Origin of the sequence: Flavobacterium aquiphilum, assembly GCF_027111335.1 — a bacterium.
Taxonomy (GTDB): Bacteria; Bacteroidota; Bacteroidia; order Flavobacteriales; family Flavobacteriaceae; genus Flavobacterium; species Flavobacterium aquiphilum.
In genome coordinates this window covers 1,066,076-1,091,463 of sequence record NZ_CP114288.1, presented here as the reverse complement: position 1 = coordinate 1,091,463, position 25,388 = coordinate 1,066,076, and the positions used below count along the sequence as shown (strand labels likewise).

The following is a 25,388-nucleotide window of genomic DNA, read 5'->3' as shown; positions in this document are numbered from 1 at the left end:
CAAATAATATTATTAAATCGTTCTCTTTTAGCTGGAATTTCCGACACAAAATTCAAAATAATGTAATCGATTACACAAATGTAATTTTAAATATCAATATTCCAAACTTAATCAATACATTTGTAATTGTATTTTTTACATTTATTATTTTTTTAACAAAAAGACCAACCTTTATAATTATAAAAAAATGACAAAACTAAAGGGCATAACGTGGAATCACACTAGAGGTTTACTGCCAATGGTTGCAACTGCACAACGTTTTACCGAGCTTAATCCCGGAATCGAAATCAGTTGGGAAAAAAGAAGTTTACAGGAATTTGCAGATGCTTCCATCGAAGACTTAGCCAAAAGATTTGACTTGCTTGTTATTGATCACCCTTGGACGGGTTTTGGCGCAAACAGCAATGTAATTCTTCCTTTATCAGATTATCTTTCTTCAGAATATATAAAAGACCAGGAAATTAATACCGTTGGACGTTCTTACGGAAGTTACGTATTTCACGATAAATTATGGGCATTGCCTATTGATGCAGCAACTCCGGTAGCAGCAGCCCGATTGGATATTTTGGAAAAACAGGAATTGAAAGTTCCTCAAACCTATGACGATTTATTGGCTCTTGCCAAAAAAGGTTTGGTTGCTTTTGCAGGAATTCCGGTTGATGTATTGATGAGCTTTTATATGTATTGCTGCAGTTTGGGCGAAGCTCCGTTTCAATCAGAAGAAAAAGTGATTTCTGTAGAAACTGGAAAGAAAGCTTTGCAAATGTTCCGAGAATTGGCACAACTTATCGATCCGGCTAACTTTAACCGAAATCCAATTCAGGTGTATGAAGCTATGGTCAACACTGATGAAATTGCCTACTGCCCTTTCGCTTACGGATATTCTAATTATTCCAGAACGGGTTACAGTAAAAACCTGCTTCATTTTTATGACTTGGTAAAATTGAATGACCAACCTATGATCAGCTCTTTGGGAGGAACCGGATTAGCTGTTTCTACATTTAGCCAACACATTCCTGAAGCAATAAAATATGCCGAATTCACTGGATCGTCTCAAGTACAGCAAAATATTTTTGCCGACAATGGCGGGCAGCCAGGGCATCTTCAGGCTTGGAAAAATGAGCGCATCAACGGAATAACACACAACTATTTCATTAATACTTTGCCAGCTTTGGAAAGAGCTTTCCTTAGACCAAGATATTCAGGACATATGTATTTTCAGGATCATGCCGGTGACGTAGTTCGTGACTATTTGATGAAAGGAGGCAACGAAGAAGCTGTTTTGTCAGCGATGAATGAGCTTTACGTGAAGTCTTTAAATTTAAGAACAGCATGAGACCATTAGAAGGATTAGTCGTATTGGAGTTTTGCCAGTTTTTGGCAGGGCCTTCTGCTGGACTAAAATTAGCCGATTTAGGCGCGAGAGTTATCAAAATAGAACGCCCTGTAAAAGGCGAAGCATGCCGTCAATTGAGCATCAAAGACCTATTTGTCGATGACAGCAGTTTGCTTTTTCACACTATAAATAGGAATAAAGAGTCTTTTGCCGCTGATTTAAAAAATCCTGACGATTTGGTTTTGGTCAAAAAACTAATCGCCAAAGCAGACATTATGACCCATAATTTTCGCCCGGGCGTGATGGAAAAAATAGGATTGGCTTTTGATGATACATTAACAATCAATCCAAAAATAATTTACGGAACCATCACCGGATATGGAGACAAAGGCCCTTGGGCAAACAAACCCGGACAAGATTTGCTTTTGCAATCGCTTTCCGGATTGAGTTGGTTAAGCGGACGAAAAAGTCAGGAGCCTGTTCCGTTTGGTTTGGCTGTCGCCGATTTAATGTGTGGAAATCATTTTGTTCAGGGGATTTTGGCTGCTTTGCTAAAAAGAGCTAAAACCGGAAAAGGTGTTTTGGTTGAAGTTAGTTTACTTGAATCGGTTTTGGACGTTCAGTTCGAAGCCATCACTTCCTATTTGAATGACGGTGGACAGCAACCGGAGCGTGGTGATGTAAAAGGAAGTGCACATGCTTTTTTGAGTGCTCCTTACGGCGTTTATCAAACTCAGGAAGGTTATCTTTCTTTGGCTATGGGCGATTTGCTTTTCATTGGAAATGCCTTAGAAATAGACTTATCAAAATATGCCGACAAAGCGCTTTGGTTCTCCAAAAGAGATGAAATCAGAGAACTATTGAGCGAAAAACTGTTAACACAAACAGCAGATTATTGGTTGGATTTACTTCAGCAAAAAAGCATTTGGTGCGGAAAAGTGCTTAATTATGAAGAACTAAACAATCAAGCTTTTGTTAATGAATTAGAATTAAAACAAACGGTGCAAAATTCGGCTGGAGAAAAAATGGTTACGACCAGAAGCCCGATCCAATTGGACGGAAAAATTTTGGTAAGTACAAAAGCAGCACCAAAAGTTGGAGAAGACAATTTAGCGATACACGAACAATTTTTAAACAACGCATGAAACCATTAGAAGATTATTTAATAGTAGATTTTAGCCAGTTCCTTTCATCGGCCAGTTTGCGATTGGCAGATTTGGGTGCTCGTGTTATAAAAATTGAAAAACCGGGAACGGGCGACATCTGCCGAACCCTTTATACTTCTGATTTGATTATGAACGGAGAATCTTCCGTTTTTCATACGATTAACAGAAACAAAGAATCATTTGCAATTGATTTTAAACAACCATCTGAGCTCGAAAAATTAAAAAAATTATTGGCAAAAGCCGATGTCGTGATGCATAACTTCAGACCTGGAGTAATGGAACGCGTTGGTTTGAGTTATGATGATGTCAAAAAATTCAATCCGAATATAATTTATGGCGAAATCTCTGGCTACGGCACGAAATCCGAATTGAGAAATTTACCCGGTCAGGATTTATTGTTACAATCGCTTACTGCCTTGACTTGGCTGAGCGGTAATCAGGAAGATGGGCCGGTTCCTATGGGATTATCAATTGTAGATATGCTGGCTGGAGCACATCTGGCACAAGGAATTTTGGCAGCTTTATACCGAAAAGCGACACACAACATTGGCGCAATGGTTCAAGTGAGCATGTTGGAATCGTCATTTGATTTTCAATTTGAAACTATCACCACATTTTTTAATGATGGAGGAGAATTACCGGTGCGAACCAAAAGCAACAATGCACACGCTTATTTGGGTGCACCATACGGAATTTACAAAACCAAAAATGGTTATCTGGCCTTGGCGATGGGATCAATTCCTGTTTTGGCTTCGCTTTTAAAGTGTGATGCTCTGCTACAATTCCCCGAAAATAAATTTGGTTTAAGAGATGAAATCAAAAATATTTTAGCTGAGCATTTACAAACTCAGGATACTGAATTTTGGTTAAACATCTTGGAACCCGCCGATATTTGGTGCGCCAAAGTATTGAACTACCAACAACTTTTTGCCGAAGATGGTTTTAAAGTTCTGGAGTTTACACAACAAGTAGAAATGCTGGACGGTTACTCGTATATAACAACACGTTGCCCAATAAAAATTGATGGAGAAATTTTTACCTCAACCAAAGGTTCTCCAAAATTGGGACAGGATAATGAGCGAATTATTAAAGAATTTATTGATTGCTAATGGAAAAAATAAGAATCGCCATCAGAAAATTTGATCCTTTCGAAAGTACGCTGCAAAAGCTATGGGATTCGTTTTGTCAAAAAAACAACATCACGCTCGAAGCCGAAATGATTCCTTTGGAACTGCATGATCTTTACGAAGAAACCATCACCAAAGAGGGATTGAAAAATGGAAGTTGGGACATTGCCCACCTGAACACCGACTGGATTTTCGATGCTGCCAACGGGCAGGCGGTTCTGGATTTAAACCCGTTAATCAATGAAAATGCCCCTGAAAATTATCCCGGCGGATGGCATCCATCGCTATTGCATTTGCAAAAAATAAACAACGGCACTTACGGACTTCCTTTTCACGATGGTCCGGAATGCCTGATTTACAGAAAAGATTTATTTGAAAATCCATTAGAAAAAGAAAATTTCAAAAAACAATTTGGTTATGAATTACATCCTCCCAAAACATGGACGGAATTCACCCAAATAGCTGAGTTTTTCAACAGACCTGAACAAAATCTTTACGGTTGTGTTTTTGCCAATTATCCTGATGGGCACAATATGGTTTTTATTTTTTGCTTATTACTTTGGACAAGAGGAGGATCGCTATTGAATTCACAAAAACAAATCGATATTAATTCTCCACAAGCAGTAGCCGCTTTGGATTATTACAGAAAAATTTCAACTAACAAAAATGCCGTTCATCCCCAATCGATAAATTTTGGTTCTGTCGAGGCAGGTATGGCTTTCGCCAAAGGTGAAGTGGCAATGTCAATCAACTGGTTTGGTTTTGCCTCGATGTGTGAGGTAATTGAAGAATCGAAAGTGAAAGGCAAAGTGGATATTATGGAACTTCCATCTGATGGAAACCACAAAACCGCTTCCCTGAATGTCTATTGGTTATACACCATTGGAACGGGAAGTAAATACCAAAAACTCGCTTATGATTTTCTCCGATTTGCCACCAAGCCCGAAAGTGATAAATTATTAACAACTGAAGGTGGAATTGGATGTAGAAAATCGACTTGGTATGATCCCGAAATCAACCAAACTATTCCCTATTACCACAAACTGGAAAGCTTGCACGAAAACGCGTTGACCTTGCCACAAACTCCAGTTTGGCCAAAAGTAGCCGAGCTGATTGACAAATTGGTATTGCAAGCTTTAGAAAGCGACATTCCATCCCAAAAACTATTAGAAGAAACCCAAAAAACTATTCAGAAAATTATTTAGTTATGAATATACCTTATAAACCCTTATTGCCCGAAACCGAGCAGCCCATTATCATCATTGGTGCAAGCGGAATCGTAAAAGATGCGCATTTGCCTGCTTATGAAATGGCCGGATTCACCGTTTTTGGTATTACCAACAGAACGATTTCCAAGGCTCATGATTTGGCCAAACAATTTAAAATTCAACATGTTTTTGAAAACGTAGCCGAAGCAGTAAAACATGCCCCATCAAATGCTGTTTACGATATTACAGTTCTACCCGACCAATACATCGAAATCTTGGAACAACTGCCTGATGGTGCTGCTGTTCTTATCCAAAAACCAATGGGTAACGATTTGGCGCAGGCCAGAGAAATTGTGGCCGTTTGCGAACGAAAAAAATTAGTTGCAGCCATTAATTTCCAGTTGCGTTTTTCACCTTTTGTGAGTGCCGCCCGATATATGATTAACCAAGGACTTCTTGGTGATTTATATGATTTGGAATTCAAAGTTACCGTGAACACTCCTTGGGAATTATTTCCTCTAATTAAGGAACACCCAAGATTGGAAATTCTTTTTCATAGTGTTCACTATATCGATTGCATTCGTTCGTTTTTAGGAAATCCAAAGGGAGTCTATGCTAAAACAACCAACCATCCCCTGAAAAAATTATCGTCCTGTCGCTCTTCTATTATTCTAAATTATGGTGACTCGATGCGTGTGGTAATCAATACGAATCATGACCATCATTTTGGGCCAAAACATGAAGAAAGCTACATCAAATGGGAAGGAACCAAAGGTGCGATCAAAGCCAAAATGGGCTTGTTGATGAATTATCCCGATGGTTTGCCTGACGTGTTTGAATATGCTTTGCCAACCGAAGACGGCAGCATCTACGAATGGAAAGAAATCAAGCTGGAAGGCTCCTGGTTTCCAGAGGCTTTCATTGGTACCATGTCCAATTTGATGCGCTTTAAAGAAGGTTCTGATGACAAATTATTGGCAAGCGTGCAAGACGTTCTTGACACCATGAAAGTGGTCGAAGCCTGTTATGTTAGTAACAAAAGCGGAGGCGTTTCGCTAGATGAATTATAAATCTAGTACTTAGTGAATAGTCCTTAGTAATTAGCTTCAACAAACTAATCACTAAGTACTAAGCACTAATTACTAAAAACTAAAAAACACATGTATTTCAAATCAACATTTTTCGAAGAATACCAATTAAACGATAAACGAGTAACCTTGGGCAGAACCATAACCGAAACCGATTTTCTGGTTCACGCTGGACACACCGGAGATTTTTTTCCGCATCATATGGATGAAGAATGGTGTAAAACGCAACCTTTCGGACAACGAATTGCACATGGTACAATGGTTTTCAGCATCGGAATCGGACTTACCGCATCTGAAATAAATCCGGAAGCTTTTTCCAAAGGTTACGACCGTATGCGTTTTGTAAAACCGGTTCATATTGGCGATACTATCCATTCTGAAATTACGATTTCAGAAAAAGGCGAAGCCAAAAATCCCGCAATGGGAACCGTAACCGAACACGTAGAAATCATTAACCAAAGAGGCGAAGTGGTATTGGTGTGCGACCATATATTATTAGTAAAAAAGAAATAATTTAACTTTTAAACCAAAAAACAACTATGCAAATAACTAACCAAATTGGCGACCAACACGAAGTGCCGGAAGAAAAGGGAGCAGGGACAAACTACCTTTTGCCATTTATCCTAATTACCAGCTTATTTTTCCTTTGGGGAATGGCACACAATCTGGATTCCATTTTGATTCCACACTTAAAAAAAGCGTGTGAATTAAACAACCGCCAATCCACATTGATTGATACCTCGGTGTTTTTTGCCTATTTTGTAATGGCGATTCCGGCCGGAATGATTATTAAACGATTTGGTTATAAAAACAGTATTATTACCGGTTTGTTGGTTTTTGCAACCGGTGCTTTTCTTTTTGTGCCTGCTGCCAACACAAGAACCTACGAGTTGTTTTTGTTTGCGTTATTTGTAATTGGTTGCGGATTGACCATTTTGGAAACGAGTGCCAATCCTTATGCCGCTATTTTGGGACCTGTTGAATCTTCTTCCAAGAGATTGAATTTGGCTGCTTCTTTCAACGGTTTGGCTGCAATGGTAGCTCCAATTATTGGTTCAATGTTTATCCTTTCGGGAAAAAGCAATACACCAGAGCAAATGGCCGCTATGCCGGATGCCGCAAAAGCTGCTTATTTATTGGAAGAAGCGGCTGCCGTAAAATTGCCTTATATCATTTTGGGAAGCGTATTGGTTTTGGTGGCCATACTGTTTTATTTCATGCACTTGCCATCAATGAAACCGCAACATACCGAGGTTGAAATCAAACCCGGATTTTTTTCCGTTTTGAAATTCTCCCATTTAAGTTGGGCGGTTGTTGCACAATTCTTTTACGTGGGCGCGCAAGTTTGCATCACTAGTTTTTTTATCCGAATTGCACAACAAGGTGCCGGACTGGACGAAAAAACAGCCGGATATTACCTCGGAATTTACGGTTTCCTATTTATGGCGGGACGATTTATCGGAACCTTCTTTTTAAGGTTTGTTAAAGATTACGTTTTGCTTTCGATCTATTGTGTAATCAGTGTTTTGCTTTGTTTGGTTGCCATTAACGGATCGGGAATTTATGTGATTTATGCCTTGGGAGCCATTGGATTTTTTATGTCCATCATGTTCCCGACTATTTTCTCATTGGGTCTTGTCGGCTTAAAATCGAATACCGAAACGGGTTCTTCCTGGTTGGTTATGTCCATCGTTGGAGGTGCAATTATCCCTTATGGAATGGGAACTTTAATTGACATGAAACACGATGATATTCAGGCGGGATATATTATTCCGTTGGTTTGTTTTGTGGTAATACTTTATTTTGGAGTCTTCGGACGCAGGGTCAAAACAGTTATTAGCTAAACGTTGTTTTAAACATAAATTTTATTTTAAAACCATTAAGGAATTTAGATTTCTTAATGGTTTCTTTTTTTTGGATGATGGCAAAAATTCACAATTGTTTCCTTCTAGCCCCGATTGCAGTGAAAATCCTTTTGTAGCGAAGGGTTTCAAACCCGTCGCTACAAAAGATTGAAACGGAAAGCGGGATCCATGTTTACTGAAAAAACCTAATCTTTCCGCTCCAAATTTCACAACGGCTTACTGAAATGAAACGCCGAAATCGTGAAATTTTCCTTGAAATAAAGTTTGTGCGCCGTGGTTCGGGCGTGGCCACTGTCGAGATGAACCGATTGGCAGTTTTCCTGTTTTGCGATTTCGTAAATATGGTTCAGCAGAGCCGAAGCGTAGCCTTTACCCCTGCCGGTTTCCAAAGTCGAAAGATCGTCCACATACAGCATTTTGCCGCAGTACAACATCGTGTAAATGCGGTAGCCGGCAAGCGAAACGGCCTTGCCATTCTCCAAAATATACAAAAGAACGTAGCCTTCCTGTTGCATGGCTTTGATTTGTTCGATAAAATTTTCCTCTTTGAGCATAGGGCGCAAAAGGGACATAGCCTCCCAACAGGAAGCTATGTCATTGTCTGTAATTGCTGTCTTGATTTCTAACATCATATTTTATTCGGGTATTAATAAAGTGGCGCGGCCTATGCGGTTCCAGGCATTAATGCAGGCAATGGCCATAATGGAATGCGAGACTTTTTCTTCGCCCAAAACTTGGATTGCGTCATTAAATATTTCGTCCGAAACACCGTTTTCCGAAATTAAAGTAGCTTCGTCCGTCAAGGCCAAAACCACTTTTTCCTCCTCCGAAAAGTACGGCGAATCCTTCCAGGCATTCAACGCCAAAAGCCTTTTGTTGGTTTCCCCGCCATTCAGCGCATCGTTGCTATGCGACTGTATGCACAAGGCACAACCGTTAATCAACGAAGCCCTAACTTTGATAAGGTGGTACAATGATTTTGGCAAGCTTGTTTCGGACACATACTGATCCAACTGAATTAGTGATTGATAAGCCCCCGGCGTTACCTTTGCGATGTCAATTCTTTGCGTTTGCATGTTTTTACGATTTAAAATTTATATCGCAAAAATAGAGCGACACCAAGGGGGAGTAAATGGACAAAAACTTGAAAGTGGTGGACAACGGAGTCATTTATTGTTATTTTTTGGAGCGGAAATATTAGGCATTTTTGGCGGGCATGGATCCCGCTGTCCGCTTCAATTTTGTGAACCGAACCCCGGTTCACAAAGATTTCCACTTCCATCGGGGCTGAAAGGCGGCATCTTACTTTTTTGCCGTCATCCAATCAATCTCAACTTGTCAATAAACTTCTCAAATGATCCTTTGCCCTTGTTGCTGTTTGTTTTTTGAAAAACCTCGAAAAATAATGCGCATCGTCAAAACCCAACTGATACGCCACTTGTTTAACATTCAGGTTTTCATAATTAAAAAGCCTTTTGGCTTCCAAAATAATTAAGTCATTAATCAATTGCTGCGTAGTTTCGCCTGTGTTTTTCTTGGTTAATTCGTTTAGTTTTTGCTCCGTGATATTCAATTGAACGGCATATTCTTTTATCGTTGGACGTTTTTCAAAACCGTCTCTGACCAAATTCAGAAACTGCAGAAAAAGGGCATCGGGTTTATAAAGCGGCCGTTGCTGCTGAATAATTTTGCATCGGCTGACCTCAACGACCAGCAATTTTACTATGGAATGCAGACTTGTTTCGTATTCAAAAAATTTACTTTCCAATTCGTTTTTTATCGCATCAAAATAACTTTCGGTTCTTAGAAAACTGTCTTCATCCGAAATCGTAATCAATTCATTGAGCCCAAAGTGACAAAACAAACCGTTATGATAAATGAGTTCGGTACTCTTCTCGTCTTTGCAGAAAAAGTCGTAGGTGAATTCCAAAATATATCCTTCGCAATTGGTAATCTCCGTAAACTGATAAAATTGTTTTGGCGTGATGGTCAAAAATTGTCTTTGCTCAATCACATACGACTGATTGTCAATATCAACTTTCACTTGTCCTGTTTTGCAGTAAACCAGCACAAATTTGTACTGCCTCTCTGCATCGGCCATCACTATTTTATCGTCGATTTCTTTTAAGTTTATTGTCATGTTTTTGGAATATGTTGTAATTAAAGTTTAGCTTATATTTTACAAACAGATTAGACTTTTACAATTAACTATTACTTTTTTTAGTCATTTTATAGTGTAAATTCAAAAAAGGCACTCCATAAAATTTAAGATTATGATCTGCCCGCAAAATACTTTCATCATCAACATAAACTTTAATCCATTCATGCATTGATTTCACAAATTTCGCCCAATAATTTCCTTTATGATCTGTTAAAACGAAATAAAAACCATTGTCCCCAAATGATTTTCCATCTGAACTTAACAGAAGAGAACCATCAGAAAAAACTTTTTTTGACATCACAACAGAAGCATTTCCATTAGGAAGAGGAAAAACTACTTTTAATAATGATTTATTGTATTTTGGGACAAAAGCAGTGGTATAAACCCCAGCGTAAATGACATCATTAGAACTTTTAAGTTTTCTATACCAAATTGTCCACTTAGTTTTTCCTTCCTTTGACAACTTTACTATTTCACTTTTTATTCCTTTTGATGAATCCAACGAATTGAGAGGCAAATTTAATTGTTGAAGTCTTTTACTGAAAATTACAGATAATACCTTTCCAAAAGGTTTAAACAAACTCTTCCATTCGCTCCAAATTTCAAAATCATAATTAGAAGTGTTTTCATAAAAATCTTTAACTTGATGATCAATTAAATTTAATTCTTCTTGGTTAAAATCTAAATCAATAATATTCTCCAATAAACCAGAATTAGTAACATTTGAAGAATATTCTAATTTTTCATTTATTATTAATTGTTTTATGAATTTATCCTCTATAATGTCTTCATCTCCAATTGGTCCAATTAACCATTTCTCAGTTTCTGGATTGATTTTTTGTCCTGTATATTTAACCCAATATTGAGTTATTTTGTCTTGTATCATTTTATTCAGCCTTTTTTAGAGATATTGAAACAAACTTCAATTCGTCAGACGCTAAGTACTGTTTCCTTACAATTAACTTAAACTCAAATATATTAGATTTTAGCTACAAAAAATAATTATCAGTAATTAATCAAGCCCCAACAGTTCCAGTCACAATATCTCCTGCTCGTTTATAATTTACAAAAATCACTCCGCTTGGCGTAACGGTGCTTTCGACAACAGCAAAAGCTGCCGGAATCGTGCCTTCGTCAAACAGTTTTTTCCCTTCACCAAGCGTCAATGGGTAAATTTTGAGCCAAAGTTCGTCCACCAAATCATTCTTCAACAACAACTGAACAAGCCTGCTGCTTCCCCAAACTTTTATATCCGAACCTTCTGAGTTTTTCAGTTTTTTGATATCCTCCAAGTCTTTCAAAAAAACACAGTTTTCCCAATTAGAACTTTCAACGGTAGAGGACAAAACGTATTTGGTAACCTCATTGATTCCCGGCCAATAATCAGCATGTTGAGGCCAATAGGATTCCCAGATATCAAATGTTTTTCTGCCCAAAAGAAGATCGGCAGGTTCCAACTCTTTTTGAATGATTTTTTCAAAAACTTCATCGCCATACGATGCCGTCCAACCGCCATATTTAAAACCACCTGATGTATCCTCCTCCGGCCCGCCAGGTGCCTGTATTACTCCATCCAGTGAAATAAATGACAAAACGATTATTCTTCTCATTGCTTTTATTTTTTTAGTTCAAATCAATAAAAATTATCTGCTTAAAACTTTAGAATGATTACTGCCTTTCGGTTACATCAGTTCTTCTAAAACTTATCGCATACTTTTTACATTAACGTAAATATATTGGATTTCAGATAAATATAATTATCCCTCAAAAACGAATTAAGAAACTAATAAAGAAAAACCTCGTTTACAATTCAGTAAACGAGGCTCCATTTTATAATTATTTCCAAATTTAGTTTTCTGAAACGGCTGCAACAGCTGCTACCGTCAATGATGGGCTTTTAAACACTTTTTTTCTCAACCATTTTCGCACCGGTTCATCGTATAGTTTTAATGAACCATAAGCCAATGCTATCGCAGAAAAGAACACTACAACTCCAACTGGCAAAGCATCCTGCAATGGAACTTTATTTGTTGCTATCCAACCTGTGTAAATGTAAACTAAAGGATAGTGAGTGATATAAATTGGATAGGAAATGTCTCCGAAAAATTTACACACTTTATAGGCAAATTTATTTTCGGGTTTGCCTCCCGCTCCAAGGAAAACAATTAACGGAAATGCAAAAATCACTATCAAAGAATCGTAAAGCCCATTTGCCCAAAGTGATTCTTTTCCGCCAATTCTTGGCATCGCGAGAATAATTATCAAAAGTAAACTACACCAAAAAAAAGCATTTTTTACAGATACTATTTTGCTCACTCTAAATAACAATAACCCAGCAAAAAACGGATAACACATTCTGGCAAACCCAATATGCAACTGTTCCGGCTGCAACGCCCAGCCTCCTATAATATCTCCGTTTGAACTCGTCAAAGCCAGGTGAATCAAAGCCAATCCTGAAAGAACAACCAAAACCGTCAACAAGCCCTTTGAAAACTTGCGAACGAACAAAGCATAAAATATGTTGGCCAAATATTCAAAGAACAAAGACCAGCCCGGACCGTTTAACGGATGCATTTCTGTCCAACCTCTTATATCCATAGATACAGGCAAAGGAATAAGCGTGCATCCTACCAGCATTACCAGTATCACTTTCCACACAGGCATGTCGTGAATCATCGGCCAAATAACGGAATCCTGAAAATAATAACAGATTGCTCCTATAATCATACCTAAAATTACCATTGGTTGTAAACGAACCAATCTTCTTTTAAAAAAGTCACCAACACTCATCTTGTTCCAACGATCATCGTAGGCATAGCCAATAACGAATCCCGAAAGTAAAAAGAAAAAATCCACAGCCAAATAACCATGATTGATGATTTGATCCAAATGGCTGGTTGCGCTTGCTTCAAAAACATGAAAAGCGACAACTATCAAAGCGGCAACACCCCGAAGGCCATCCAGGATTTGATAATGTGGTTTTGAGTTTGGTAAATTCATATTCTTATTTATTAAATTGATTCATACTTCTATGCCAAACAATCTTTTCGGATTTTATTTCACTAATTCAAAACTGTCCCTCAAACGAATATCAGCTGAAGATGAGCCAATCATCAAATCAAAATCACCCGGCTCCGAAACAAATTCCAATGCATTATTGTAAAACGACAATTTTTGATTGTCAATCGTGAACTCAATTGTTTTGGTTTCTCCTCTGTTCAAAGTGATTTTTTGGAAATCTTTCAACTCAATTACCGGACGCACCACCGAGCCTACTTTGTCTCTCAAATACAATTGAACTACCTCTTCTCCTTTTACACTTCCAGTGTTTTTTACATTAACCGAAACTGTAATCGTTTCATTGTTTTTCATTGTTTTTTTGGACAACTTCAAATCAGAATACTCAAAAGCCGTATAGCTCAATCCGTATCCGAAAGGGAATTTTGGAGTAGTCGGTAAATCAATATAAGCTGATTTATAGATTTTATCTTCATTTATAGAAGGCCTTCCCGTATTGAAATGATTGTAATAAATTGGGATTTGTCCTTCGGTTCTAGGGAATGACATTGGTAATTTTCCAGATGGGTTGTAATCCCCAAAAAGTACATCGGCTATGGCATTGCCCGCTTCAGAACCTAACCACCAGGTATAAACAATCGTTGGCATATTGTCGGCAATCCAATCAAAGACAAGCGGTCTTCCGGCATTAATTAAAATAACAATAGGTTTTCCGGTTTTTTGAAGTTCTTTCACCAACTCTTCCTGAACTCCAGGCAAGTGCAAATTGCTTTTACTTTTGGCTTCCCCGCTTTTGTTGAAATTTTCCCCAATACTCAAAATAATAACCTCAGCTTGACTGGCAACATTCAGTGCATCAGCAAAACCTTCTTTACTTTTATCCTCAACACCACATCCTTTGGCGTATAAAATTTTGGTTCTTTTACCTACTTTATTTTCCAAACCTTCCCATTGGGAAACGATGTAAGTCGAATCAATTCCTTTTACGTCAACAGCCCAAAACCCGTGATTATCTCTTTTAGGTTTCACCATTGGCCCGATAAAAGCAATTGTTTTCAAACCTTTGGAAAGAGGCAAAACGTCTTGTTGATTCTTCAACAACACAATACTTTTTGCTGCTATTTCTCTTGCTGCTTTAGTATGCTCCGGATTGTTCATTTCCTTTTGTTCACGCTCCGGGCTGCAAAATTTATATGGATCGTCAAACAATCCCAATTCGAATTTCTTATGCAAAATTCTTTTTACAGCATCATCAATCAAAGCAACCGGTACTTTATTTTCTTTTACCAATTGTTCCAAATTATATCGATAAGCATTGCTCTCCATATCCATGTCGCTTCCTGCGGTTATTGAGGCTAAAGCGGCTTCTTTCTTGTCTTTTACATAACCATGATTTACCATTTCACCAATCGAACCCCAATCGGAAACCACAAATCCCTGAAAATTCCATTTTCCTTTCAAAATGTCACGAAGCAAATAATTGTTGGCACTCGCCGGTATTCCGTTAAGATCATTAAACGAATTCATAAAAGTGGCTGCACCGGCATCAACAGCAGCTTTGAAAGGAGGTAAATAGGTTTCCCAAAGCATTCTGTTACTCATATCAACCGAGTTATAATCACGTCCACCAACAGCAGCTCCGTAAGCGGCAAAATGTTTGGCGCAAGCCATAACCGAATTCACGTCGCCCAAATTCCCTTGAAATCCTTTAACTCTGGCATAAGCAATTTTTGAACCCAAATAAGTATCTTCTCCGGCTCCTTCCATCACCCTTCCCCAGCGTGGGTCACGGGCAATATCGACCATTGGCGCAAATGTCCAGTGAATCCCGGAAGCAGCAGCTTCGGTCGCAGCAACTCTTGCCGCAAGTTCTATCGCTGTCAAATCCCAACTTGCCGCTTCGGCCAACGGGATTGGGAAAGTAGTTTTATAACCATGAATTACATCCAAACCAAACAACAAAGGAATTTTCAATCGGGATTGCATTGCTAATTCTTGATACTGTCGGGTATATTTAGTCCCCATAATATTCAGCATCGAACCTATCAAGCCTTTTTTGATTTCGTTTTGCTTGTTGGCGTTAATGGTAATTGGCCCTGTGGCAGTATTATCGCCTGTGTACTGATTAAGCTGACCAATTTTCTCTTCGAGTGTCATTTGTTTCAGCAAAGCATCCACTTTTTGATCAATGCTTTGTTGTTGTGAAAAGGCAAAAACCGATGCGAACACGAATGCCAGTGTTATTGATTTCTTCATTTTTATTTTTTTATCCAATTTACTAAAAACCAATTTTTATTTCGTTTTTTTAAACTCCAAATAATTAAGGTTAAAATTTCCTCCGTCAAAATGAACGCGGATTTTATTCATTCCTTGTTTAAGTGCTACATTTTTAAGTACAATCGTTTTCCAAACTGATTGCCCTCCGGTAACAGGTAATTCCGCTGTTTCCGAAATTTTCTTTCCGTCCTGTTCCAAGTGTAATTTCCCTCCGGTTTTTTCGCTCGAATAGCGAACTTCAACATTAAAATTACCTTGGGCTTTTACATCGACCGTAAATTGCAGCCATTCGCCCTCTTCAATAAAGGAGACTTGGAAACCATTGGTTATTTTGTCCGTACAGGTCTGGATATCTACACCATCGTTTCGCATTTTGCCTCCCTTATTCCAGGGGCTAAATTTTGTTCCATCATAATTAGCCACGTCTTTATCAGAATACGCGTAACCGTTTTGCCCCAAATCAAATTCGGTTGCAAAAACTTTTCCGGGAATCACATGATTTTTATACTTTTTGGTGTCATTGGTTTGTACCTGTCTGAACATCGCATCAACTACATCACGTCTGATGGTCAGGTTCTCCATTTTATAGTTCTCAGCGGATTGCATCAATACTTTTTTTGCAAAATCCTGATTTGGTTTTACACCACCATTTTTCCAATAATCTAATAGTTTATCATAGTTTGGAGCTTTTGTGACCGATGTTACACCAGCAAGGTTTTCAATCTTTTTCATCGGCCAAAAAGCCCAACCAATATTATTCGATTCCATCAATGAGATAGCTTCCTCAAACCACACATTTGAGTTCTCACCGCTTTCTCCCAACCAAATAGGAACATTATATTGAGTTCTGTAGTTTACCATCGTTTCGATCGATGCCATGTCATTTTTATTCCAGTATTTGTGGAAACTCAAAGCCATATTCTCATCCCAAAGCGGGAATATTCCGTTGTAATTATTCCCCCAGCAGTTTCCTTCTATGATAACCATGTGATTCGGATCAATGGCACGGATCGCTTTGGTAAGCCTCAGCTGCAAAGCTCTCAATGGAGCATTTGATGTTTCGTCGCAACCATTTTGGTTTGTTCCTGTAAAATTCCAGTTGGGTTCATTGATAATATCATACCCCCCAATCCATGGATTGTCTTTGTAGCGTTGCGCCAATTTTTCCCAAAGTGCCACCATTTTATCCTGATTTGCAGCACTCTCCCAAAGCGATGGTTTTGAAGCATCGTAGTCGGATATTGCAGCATCTTTTCCTTGTCCTCCAGGAGTTGCATGCAAGTCAAGAATTAAATATATTTTATTGGCAGCACACCAGTTCAATAAATCGTCAGTCATTTTAAAACCTTCCTCCAGCCAGGTAATCTGCCCATCTTTTTCTGCTTGAATAGCCGGAGTGTATAAATTATAATGCATTGGCAACCGGATGGAGTTAAATCCCCAAGCCGCTAAAGAATCAATATCTCTCTTTGTTATTCCGTTTGCTTTATAAGCTTTATAGAATTCTTCGGTGTTTTTTTCACCGATTACATCTGTAATTTTTTGTTTGATTTTATACTGGGGTCCAGCAAAGGCACCAGTTTGAATCATGTAGCCTTCCTGAACCATCCAGCCTCCCAATCCTAATCCTCGCAAAACGATATTTTTACCGTTTCCATCTACGATTTTTTGTCCATCCCTGTGCAAAAATCCCTGCCCGTTTGAGGCCATAGCAAAGCACATGAAGGAAAATACTATTATTTTTTTCATCACAATTATTTATAAAATTTGAATATGTATAAGAATCGTTGGGGCGTGCTCTCGTTGTTAAATATAATTCAAATTAATTGACAACGAGATCGGGCTGTACGCGCTACTTTGGTAGCCTGCTTCCATCCCTCACGCGAACCTCTGCTCGGTTACAATTCTTTCAATGAATTAATACACCAATGTCTGAATCGAATTTGGCAAAATCGTAGTTTGGGCAGCCTGATTTCCCACACATAAATAATACTGAACTTCGGCATCGCTTTGGTTCATCACTACGGTTACCATTTTTCCGTCTTTATTCAAAAAAGAAGTACTCAATAGACTGCTTCTACTCACAGCGGTACTCACTCTTTTGGCCTCTGGACGAATAAATTTTGAAAAATGCCCAATATAATAATACGAAGGAGTATAAATCAGCTCTCCTGTTTTGGTATCGGCATGGATTGGAGCAAAACAAAAGTTGCCCACGTGGTTAGGTCCTCCATTTTCGTCCAAAAGAATATTCCAATCTGTCCAACCTACAGTTCCATTATTGAAATCGTTAATCATAGAAGCTCCATAACGCTCTCCGTTGTCCCAAAATTGGTATTTTTTGGTATCAAATTTTTCAATACAACCTTCAGTAAACATCAAGTTTTTGTTAGGATACGCTTCATGCACCCTTGCCACATTCTCAAACATCTGGTTCCCTTTAGCCCAAGTCTCATACCAGTGAAATCCCATTCCCCAAGCATATTTTGATGCTTCAGGATCAGAGAAAATAACATTGGCTCTTTGCAACATTAAATCACGGTTGTGATCCCAAACAATAATATTTTTAGTTCCCAAACCTTCTTTTTTCATTGTTGGTCCAAGATAGTTTTTCAGGAAATCCCTTTCTGCTTCGGCGCTAAAAATACAGGACTCCCAAGTTTGTAAAGCCATTGGCTCGTTCTGCAAACTGATTCCCCAAATTGGGATTCCTTCTTTCTCATACGCTTTTACAAACTTGGCATAATAATTTGCCCAAGGCTGAAAATATTCAGGCAATAATGTTCCTCCTTTAAGCATATCTTTATTACTTTTCATAAAAGCAGGAGGACTCCATGGACTGGCATAAAGCACAATTTTTCCACCCGCTGCTTCAGTCGCTTTTTTGATCAAAGGAATTTTAAACTGCCTGTCATGCTCAATCGTAAAGGTTTTCAATGCCGTATCTCCTTCATCGATATACGTATAACTCCCCGAACTAAAATCGGAACTGTGGATTGTGGTACGCATCAAAGTATAACCAATTCCACTTTCTTTGTTGTAGTAGGCTTTTAAGAATTCCTGTTGTTTTGCAGCAGGTAATTTTGCAAAAACCTCGGCGCTGGCATCCGTCACGGCTCCCCCAATTCCTAGAAAAGACTGAAACGTTTTGTCTGGATTTACAAAAACGCAAATTTGTCTTTCGGTTGGTTGTGCCTGTTCGGAAAAGGTAAGATTCTCCGATTTTGACAATCTTAAATTAGTACTTTCGGCCGTTGTGTACACCTCAACAGTTTTTCCTTTTGTCGAAAAGGGATTTGATTGTGATTTATTTTTTTGTTGTGCAAAAACAAAAAAGCTGGCGAGTACTAATGCTGTTGTGGTTATCTTTTTCATATGTTAATACTTATTGTTTCTTCGGTCATATGTAATTGCTTCGCCTGTTCGCTATCGCTTGAGCCGCATATCATCATTGGTGTTTACGACCAATTTGCAATCATGCTCATTTCATATAAATAAATTTTATTTGTCAGCTTTCTATTTGTAAACGCCTTTTATATTTTTTGTTTTTGCATACATAAACTTGCTGACAATAGCGATTTCATAATTCTATTGTGTTGTTTATTTTTGGTTAAGTCACTACCAAACATAAGTTCCTACTGCTCCGGCATCGAGCGAAGTAGTAATCCATTTTCCATTGTATTTAATATTGAATAATTCAGCAGCGTTGCCGTCATTTACAACTAACAAAACCTTTTTCCCTTCCGGAGTTTTGAAAGCGACATTATACAAATTGCCACTTACGTTGCTGGAAATCCTTACGGAACCTGCAGGTACAAATTTGGATGCATGGGCAGCAATATAATACCCTACGTTTCGTGTCACCGATTCGGTACCGTTTATTGTTACTGCTCCTTTACACACTGTACATCCTCCGTCTGTATGAGGTCCGAAGCCACCGTCATTCGCAAGATTCCATTGCAGAGCAGTTTTACTCCAATTTCTCATGGAGCCAATAATTACATTTTTGATCTGCCATTTTAAATCACCATCAAAAGCACCTGAAGAGGAAGTGTACTGTTCTGTAAAGTAAACATCCTTTTCCGGGTAAGCATTATGTACGGTAGAAAGTGCACTAATATCGCCTCCATATAAATGAAAGGCCGATCCTGTCACAAAAGGGTAGGCTGCCGCATCTTTTAGAACCGTAATTGGATATTGGGGATTATCGCAATTATGGTCATAAGTAATTATTTTTGTGGTAATATTGGCAGATCTAAATGCAGGTCCTAAATTATTTTTTATAAAATCAGCCTGTTGCAAGGCAGTCATAAGCATGCTCGGGTTATTGCCTCCGTGCAAAGGTTCGTTTTGAGGAGTAATAGCGTCAATCACTATTCCTTCAGCTTTCATTTTTTGAATAAATTTCACGAAGTATTGTGCATACACCCCGTAATATTGAGGCTGTAAACTTCCCCCCATAAAATTATTGTTGTCTTTCATCCAAACCGGTGCAGACCAAGGTGAACCCATTATTTTGATGTTAGGGTTAATTGCCAGGATTTCTTTCAATAAAGGAATAACATCAGCCATATCAGGAGCCAGACTGAAATTAGTCAAATTGACATCGGTTTGTCCAGTCGGCATATCATCATAAGTGAAAGGAGTAGCATTCAAATCTGAAGCTCCAATACTCATTCTTAAGTAACTCAACCCAATTGAATTTGCTCCAGAACCAAATAATTCCTGCAATAATTCTTGCTTTTTCGATGCCGTCATTTTATTGATTACCTGCGCACTGCCTCCAGTCAACGTAAATCCAAAACCATCAACTGTTTGAAAAGTATCACTTTCACTTACTTCGATGCTTGGATAAATATTAAATCCATTACCAAAAGCCAAAATCCCAGTTTGTTTTTGCAGAAGTACAGTTTGATTTCCTTTTGTTAGCCAAAAATCAACTTCATTTTTTACTACTGGCGGTGTTGGGTTTGGAGTTGGATTAGGTGAATCCCCTCCATCATTGGAAGAGGAACAACTGATATGCAGGAATGAAAAAGCCATTATGAAAAATAGCTTTGTCAATTGATGTATTTTTTTCATTATTTATTTGTAATTAATTTCGATAAAATGTGGGAATCAATCTATATGTATCCCGAATTTTGGCATTGACAAAAGGCCTGTTTACTGTCTACTACGGAGTTATCTTTGGACAAAAAAGCTATCCATTGGATGAGTTGTTTTCATGAAATTCTTCATTAGGGCTTCTATCCAACTTAAAAAAATAGAAGCCGTTAATGAAGAGACCAATGAACCTAACTTAAAAACAAAACCAATTATTAATTATAAACTCTGATATAATCCACTTCTAAAGTTGAAGATGTAAAATTTGGATCTACAGGACCTCCCCAATTACCTCCCATTGCTAAATTCACTATTAAGAAAAAGTCTTTATTAAATGGAAAAGTAGAATTATTAGAAAAAGTATAATACAACTTATCATCTACATAAAATTTTATATATTTTTCTGTCCAATCGGCAGTATAAATATGGAATTCGGTGTTGTCATTTGGCACATTTATAGTTCCTGTGTCAGGAGTATTTCCTGAACGTCCGGGAGAATGCAATGATGAATGATTGATATTTGGCTCTTTTCCAACAGATTCCAAAATGTCAATTTCTCCACATGCTGGCCATCCTGCGGTACCAATATCACTGCCCAACATCCAGACTGCAGGCCAAGTTCCAACTCCGGTAGGCAGTTTTGCTCTGATCACTACTTTACCGTATTTAAAAGAAAACTTACCGTTACTTTCTAGTCTAGCTGAAGTGAAATCACCCTTTCCGTATTTTTCTCTGATCGCTTTTATTTTCAAAACACCTCCTTGAACAATTACATTTTCTGGACGATTGGTATACGATTGAAGTTCATTGTTAACATTGCCTGGATCCCAAATTTGCATAATCCATTTGGATGCATCCGGAGCACCATCGGTATTGAACTCATCTGCCCACACCAATTTTGATCCAACCAAAACATTTATCGTTAGTGATGTACTGACAAACTGACCAGCATTATAGGCAGATACATATAACACATAAGTATTAGTTCCTGATGTGGTATAAGTATAAGTAAAGCTTCCATTTGTCACTTCCTTTGTTTCTCCGTTTCCAAGAACTATTTTATAGGATGTTGCATTTGTCGCCGATAATTTAAAATTCACCACGCCGCTTCCGTCTCCATTTGGATTCTGAGCATCTGTTCCCACAACGGTAGCTGTTACCGAAAGGTTTGAAGGTGCTGCTTTTGAAGTATCTTCAGTACTATTCCCATCGCTGCAGGATAATAACAAAAAATAAACCGGCAGAATAAGTAAAAACAAACCACTAGAGAACAGGAAATCTTTATTTTTTAAATCTGTAACCTTCATATTATTTTTCATCTTTTTTGAACAAATTCATTTAAACTAAAACAAAGCCCAGAACAATCTCAGTAAAAGTTCTGAGCTTCGTTTTTAATTAAATCATTAAGGTTTTGGTATTAATTTCATGTACCAGGCATTTCCGGTTTCGGTTCCTTGTACTCTTAGGTATAAATAACCAGAATTGATAACCAAGATCTCATACTCTTTTTGTACCGCTCCATACCCAATGAAAGTATTCACTCCTGCTAAAAGAATAGCTGTTTGAGTTGATGGTGAATTATCCGGATTCGTAGGAGCAGCTGGTGCACCACTAGAAGAAGGAACAAATGAAAATGCAGAAGTCCCTCCAGGATAATTATAACATCCTTCATCTCCTGAACTAGGAATACCAGGAAGTGTTGTTAATGAACCCGTTTTAGTAAAGGCTCCATCAGGAGTTGCAACTTTTAATTCATAGTTACCTGTAGCTGCAACTTTAGCAAAAGTAAATGTAGCAGTGTAGAAACAATTTGCACTACTTACTTTTTCATTAACTCCAGCTGACCACCACTCTGGTCTGATTGAAGTAGCACTCCAAGGTCCTACACCAAAATGACCCGGTACACTTTTATCAACAACCCATGTTTTTGAGCTATTATTGGTTAATGCAGTCACAATATCCGCTGAAGGTGTAAAATCACTTCTTACAGTTACGTCTTTTGTAACTACCGATGAAGTACCTCCGGCGCCATAAACTATTGCTGTCACAGTATAAGTATGTACACCAACATTAGTATACTTTTTGGTTACTTTTCCATTTGCTAGGAATACCATATCCACTGGTGTACTGGCATCATAATCTATTTTATACGAAAGAGCTTTATCAGCAGTAATCGTAAATTTTACATCGCCCGAACCGTCTCCATTAGGATGGGTGGCATCTTTACCGACAACTTCAGCATTGATTACAATATTCGAAGGTGCCGTCAAATCTCCAAGACTATATTCTGTCTCGTTACAACTAACCAAGGTTAGAAGAATAGCCATGAAAAGTCCTAACATGTATTTTATATTTGTCTTCATATTTTTTCTAATTAGTTAATCTGATATTATCGATATAAATAACTTCACCAGCTCCATCAGCCGAATCATTAAATCTTAAAACAAGTTGAGTAAACTTAGTCCCTGCCGGTATTCCAGCAATAGCACTATAATCGAATACTAATTCTTCCCAGGCTCCAGAAGTGGTAAATGCCGCCTTTTGTACCGCAACACCATTTGCAGGTGTTCCGCCAACAGCCCATTCCAATTCTACATTTAATTTTTTACCAATATTTGCCGGATCAGGATTATAGGCCAACACTTTAATTTTTTTACCATAATTAAAATTAATTGGAATATTCAGCGGGCTGTAAGTGCCGCTCCATGAAGGCTTTCCTACTGGTTTAGTGTATTTACCAACCATTGCGCTGGTGTTCAATCCAGTTGCACTTGGATTTGCAGTTTTAGAGAAAGTCACATCTCCAAAAGTTCCAAAAAAGTAATCTACTGAAGCATTTTCAAAGTCAATAGGAACTCCGAACAATGCTTTAGTTCCTTCAGTTTTAGCCGCACCTCCACTTAGAGCTACTACTTTCAAAACAAAAGGTCCTCCAGCTGCTGGATAAGTATGAGCAGGTAACACTTGACCTATAGCCATTGGAGTCCCAACTTCATTGGCAACATCTCCATAATACACTAAGAATGATTTAGCATACATAGCTTTAGCACTCACTTTCATCTCATCAGCTGTAGTTATCTCCAAATTTTCAGGAGCTCTATAAACCACTTTCAAAGGAGCAGTTGTTTCTGTTGTACTTCCAGAAATGGAAACAGCAGTAACTTTTACCGTATAGTTCCCTTCCGGATAAGAGTGAGTTGTACTTGCTCCCGGTGAGACCGTTACAGGACCACCAGTGCCATGACCATATTCCACTGTAAATGATGTTGCACCATCTCCAGTTGGAGTTATTTTTACATTTCCGGAATTGTCATTTGTAATGTCTAACCTTACGGCAGCATTAGCAGAACCAGCCCCTGGCAAAGAAGTATCATTACTAATACCCTCTACCGAACAACTTATGGCAACAGCCATCAAAGCGACAAGGCTGAATATAAATTTTATCTTTTTCATATAATTTTGACTTTTAATTAATTGTAACCAGGATTTTGTTTCAATTTGGTTCCTTGAAGTTCTCTAGTTGGAATCGGGAAAATTTCATCAACTCCAGCATTAAAACCTCTGTTTGCCAATTTAGTAGCTGCATCACCCCATCTAACTAAATCAAAAAATCGTAGTCCTTCACCAGCAAGCTCCATTCTTCTTTCATTTTTGATTGCATCAAGAGTAACTGGAACTGAAGGCAAGCCAACTCTTGCTCTTACTGCATCTAACAAAGCTTGTGCTCTTGCTCCCGAACCTAATGCTTCGGCTTCCATCAAATAAGTATCGGCTAGTCTAATGATATAACTATTTTGCTTGTAATTTAATTCTGCTGCTCCTCCTCCAGTACGAACATCTGTTTTACGAGGAACAAATTTGTTCAAGAAATAACCAGTGTCTTGGTATCCACCGATATAATCGCACTCACCTGCAGCTTTCATCGCTTTAAGGTCCAATACGGTTGCAGCAAATCTTGGATCTGTCTTAATTGCATCGTATAAATCTTGAGTAAGCACATTAAAACTCCAACCTGATGGTAGATCTGGAGCTGGTGACCCTGCAGGTTTTGAGTAACTTCTAGGTCCAACCATTATATTCAATGAGTTTCCTTCGTCTCTACCTGAACCCCAGAATCCCCAATCAGAATTTCCAGCGCTTGTGTGAGATACTTCGATAAGCGACTCTGTATTGAATTTATTAGAAACAACCCATAAATCACTGAATTTTGTCAACAATTTATTCCCATATTGATTAGCAGCACCAGGAGTACCATTTACTTGAGCCAATACAGCTGCAGCTTCAGCTTTTTTGCCTTCAAACAAATATACTTTTCCAAGCATTGCCTGAGCACCACCTTTTGTAAGACGCCCAGATTCAGTATCTGCAGGAACAGAAGTAGGCAAAGCTGGAATTGCTTCATTTAAATCTTTTTCGATTTGAGCGTAAACTGCTGCTGGAGCTACTTGTTCTACATCATACATATTACCTGTTGTCAGAGGTGACAATAGTAATGGGATGTTTTTAAACATACGAACTAAATTGAAATAGTAAATGGCACGCAAAGCTTTGATTTCACCAGCAAATCTAGTTTTTAAAGCATCGCTCATTTGAACATCCGGTAATTTTGAAAGTAAAGTATTGGCTCTAAAAATCCCTTGGTAATGATCGTTCCAAAAACTTCCTGGAATACTAGTCGAAGAAAGAGAGTGAGTTGAGAAATTTTGAATTCCTTCTCCATCGGTAGATCCACCACCACCAGCATAGAAATCATCGGAACCGGCATTCATCATAGCCATCATATTTTCAAAACCACCTGAGTTTTTTCTAATAGGATCGTAAACCCCAACAAGTGCAGCGGTAGCTTGTTCTTGGTTTGAATAATAATTATCGGAAAGGAATGATCCTTTTGGTTCTACATCCACAAATTCATTAGAGCAGGATCCAACAGAAAGCATTGCCATCGCAATAAAAAAGTATTTATATTTTATCGTTTTCATATATGCAAAATTTATTTATTAGAGTTCATGTTATCGTCTTTTATACGACTGTTAGCTATG

The 25,388-nt window shown here is 38.2% G+C and carries 21 protein-coding genes; 7 read left to right on the top strand and 14 right to left on the bottom strand.

Going from position 1 to position 25,388, the window contains the following annotated elements; all coding sequences use genetic code 11:
* Positions 1-187: 187 nt before the first annotated feature.
* The 7 genes from OZP12_RS04505 to fucP all read left to right on the top strand — a co-directional run bounded on the left by OZP12_RS04505 (position 188) and on the right by fucP (position 7,769).
* Positions 188-1,336 (top strand): ABC transporter substrate-binding protein, encoded by a 1,149-nt coding sequence (locus OZP12_RS04505; RefSeq protein WP_281227859.1) that lies wholly within the window; start codon positions 188-190, stop codon positions 1,334-1,336.
* A complete protein-coding gene (locus tag OZP12_RS04500; RefSeq protein WP_281227858.1) occupies positions 1,333-2,481 on the top strand; it encodes a CaiB/BaiF CoA transferase family protein in 1,149 nt (382 codons plus the stop codon). Before OZP12_RS04505 ends, OZP12_RS04500 begins: the two co-directional genes overlap by 4 nt.
* Positions 2,478-3,611 (top strand): CaiB/BaiF CoA transferase family protein, encoded by a 1,134-nt coding sequence (locus OZP12_RS04495; protein WP_281227857.1) that lies wholly within the window; start codon positions 2,478-2,480, stop codon positions 3,609-3,611. The genes OZP12_RS04500 and OZP12_RS04495 overlap by 4 nt, the downstream gene beginning before the upstream one ends.
* Complete coding sequence (locus tag OZP12_RS04490) at positions 3,611-4,834, top strand: ABC transporter substrate-binding protein (RefSeq protein ID WP_281227856.1); 1,224 nt, start codon at positions 3,611-3,613, stop codon at positions 4,832-4,834. Before OZP12_RS04495 ends, OZP12_RS04490 begins: the two co-directional genes overlap by 1 nt.
* Before the next feature lie 2 nt (positions 4,835-4,836).
* Positions 4,837-5,907: a Gfo/Idh/MocA family oxidoreductase gene (locus OZP12_RS04485; RefSeq protein ID WP_281227855.1), complete on the top strand. Its 1,071-nt coding sequence runs from the start codon at positions 4,837-4,839 to the stop codon at positions 5,905-5,907.
* 90 nt (positions 5,908-5,997) lie between these two features.
* Entirely contained in the window at positions 5,998-6,438 is a 441-nt protein-coding gene (locus tag OZP12_RS04480) for a MaoC/PaaZ C-terminal domain-containing protein (protein WP_281227854.1), read from the top strand.
* Between the two features lie 26 nt (positions 6,439-6,464).
* Positions 6,465-7,769 (top strand): L-fucose:H+ symporter permease, encoded by a 1,305-nt coding sequence (fucP, locus tag OZP12_RS04475; RefSeq protein ID WP_281227853.1) that lies wholly within the window; start codon positions 6,465-6,467, stop codon positions 7,767-7,769.
* A 227-nt stretch (positions 7,770-7,996) separates the two neighbouring features.
* Here the strand turns inward: fucP and OZP12_RS04470 are convergent, their stop codons facing one another.
* The 14 genes from OZP12_RS04470 to OZP12_RS04405 form a co-directional block, all read right to left on the bottom strand.
* Positions 7,997-8,422, bottom strand: coding sequence for a GNAT family N-acetyltransferase (locus OZP12_RS04470; RefSeq protein WP_281227852.1), 426 nt, complete (start codon positions 8,420-8,422; stop codon positions 7,997-7,999).
* Between the two features lie 3 nt (positions 8,423-8,425).
* A complete protein-coding gene (locus OZP12_RS04465; RefSeq protein ID WP_281227851.1) occupies positions 8,426-8,866 on the bottom strand; it encodes a carboxymuconolactone decarboxylase family protein in 441 nt (146 codons plus the stop codon).
* Between the two features lie 254 nt (positions 8,867-9,120).
* Positions 9,121-9,930: a helix-turn-helix domain-containing protein gene (locus OZP12_RS04460; protein ID WP_281227850.1), complete on the bottom strand. Its 810-nt coding sequence runs from the start codon at positions 9,928-9,930 to the stop codon at positions 9,121-9,123.
* Between the two features lie 64 nt (positions 9,931-9,994).
* A complete protein-coding gene (locus OZP12_RS04455; RefSeq protein ID WP_281227849.1) occupies positions 9,995-10,837 on the bottom strand; it encodes a hypothetical protein in 843 nt (280 codons plus the stop codon).
* A gap of 130 nt (positions 10,838-10,967) precedes the next feature.
* Positions 10,968-11,561 (bottom strand): dihydrofolate reductase family protein, encoded by a 594-nt coding sequence (locus OZP12_RS04450; RefSeq protein ID WP_281227848.1) that lies wholly within the window; start codon positions 11,559-11,561, stop codon positions 10,968-10,970.
* A gap of 238 nt (positions 11,562-11,799) precedes the next feature.
* Positions 11,800-12,951, bottom strand: coding sequence for an acyltransferase family protein (locus tag OZP12_RS04445; RefSeq protein ID WP_281227847.1), 1,152 nt, complete (start codon positions 12,949-12,951; stop codon positions 11,800-11,802).
* A 54-nt stretch (positions 12,952-13,005) separates the two neighbouring features.
* The gene (locus OZP12_RS04440; protein ID WP_281227846.1) at positions 13,006-15,225 is read right to left on the bottom strand and encodes a glycoside hydrolase family 3 N-terminal domain-containing protein; all 2,220 of its coding nucleotides are present in this window, start codon (positions 15,223-15,225) and stop codon (positions 13,006-13,008) included.
* A gap of 36 nt (positions 15,226-15,261) precedes the next feature.
* Positions 15,262-16,995: a cellulase family glycosylhydrolase gene (locus tag OZP12_RS04435; protein WP_281227845.1), complete on the bottom strand. Its 1,734-nt coding sequence runs from the start codon at positions 16,993-16,995 to the stop codon at positions 15,262-15,264.
* Positions 16,996-17,163: 168 nt separating this feature from the next.
* Positions 17,164-18,621, bottom strand: coding sequence for a glycoside hydrolase family 30 protein (locus OZP12_RS04430; protein ID WP_281227844.1), 1,458 nt, complete (start codon positions 18,619-18,621; stop codon positions 17,164-17,166).
* A gap of 243 nt (positions 18,622-18,864) precedes the next feature.
* Entirely contained in the window at positions 18,865-20,328 is a 1,464-nt protein-coding gene (locus OZP12_RS04425) for a glycoside hydrolase family 30 protein (RefSeq protein WP_281227843.1), read from the bottom strand.
* A gap of 236 nt (positions 20,329-20,564) precedes the next feature.
* The gene (locus OZP12_RS04420) at positions 20,565-21,668 is read right to left on the bottom strand and encodes a glycoside hydrolase family 16 protein (RefSeq protein ID WP_281227842.1); all 1,104 of its coding nucleotides are present in this window, start codon (positions 21,666-21,668) and stop codon (positions 20,565-20,567) included.
* An 84-nt stretch (positions 21,669-21,752) separates the two neighbouring features.
* Positions 21,753-22,712, bottom strand: a complete 960-nt coding sequence (locus OZP12_RS04415; RefSeq protein ID WP_281227841.1) for a hypothetical protein — start codon at positions 22,710-22,712, stop codon at positions 21,753-21,755.
* Positions 22,713-22,719: 7 nt separating this feature from the next.
* Entirely contained in the window at positions 22,720-23,802 is a 1,083-nt protein-coding gene (locus tag OZP12_RS04410) for a PKD domain-containing protein (protein ID WP_281227840.1), read from the bottom strand.
* A 17-nt stretch (positions 23,803-23,819) separates the two neighbouring features.
* Positions 23,820-25,328: a RagB/SusD family nutrient uptake outer membrane protein gene (locus OZP12_RS04405; protein ID WP_281227839.1), complete on the bottom strand. Its 1,509-nt coding sequence runs from the start codon at positions 25,326-25,328 to the stop codon at positions 23,820-23,822.
* Between the last annotated feature and the right edge of the window lie 60 nt (positions 25,329-25,388).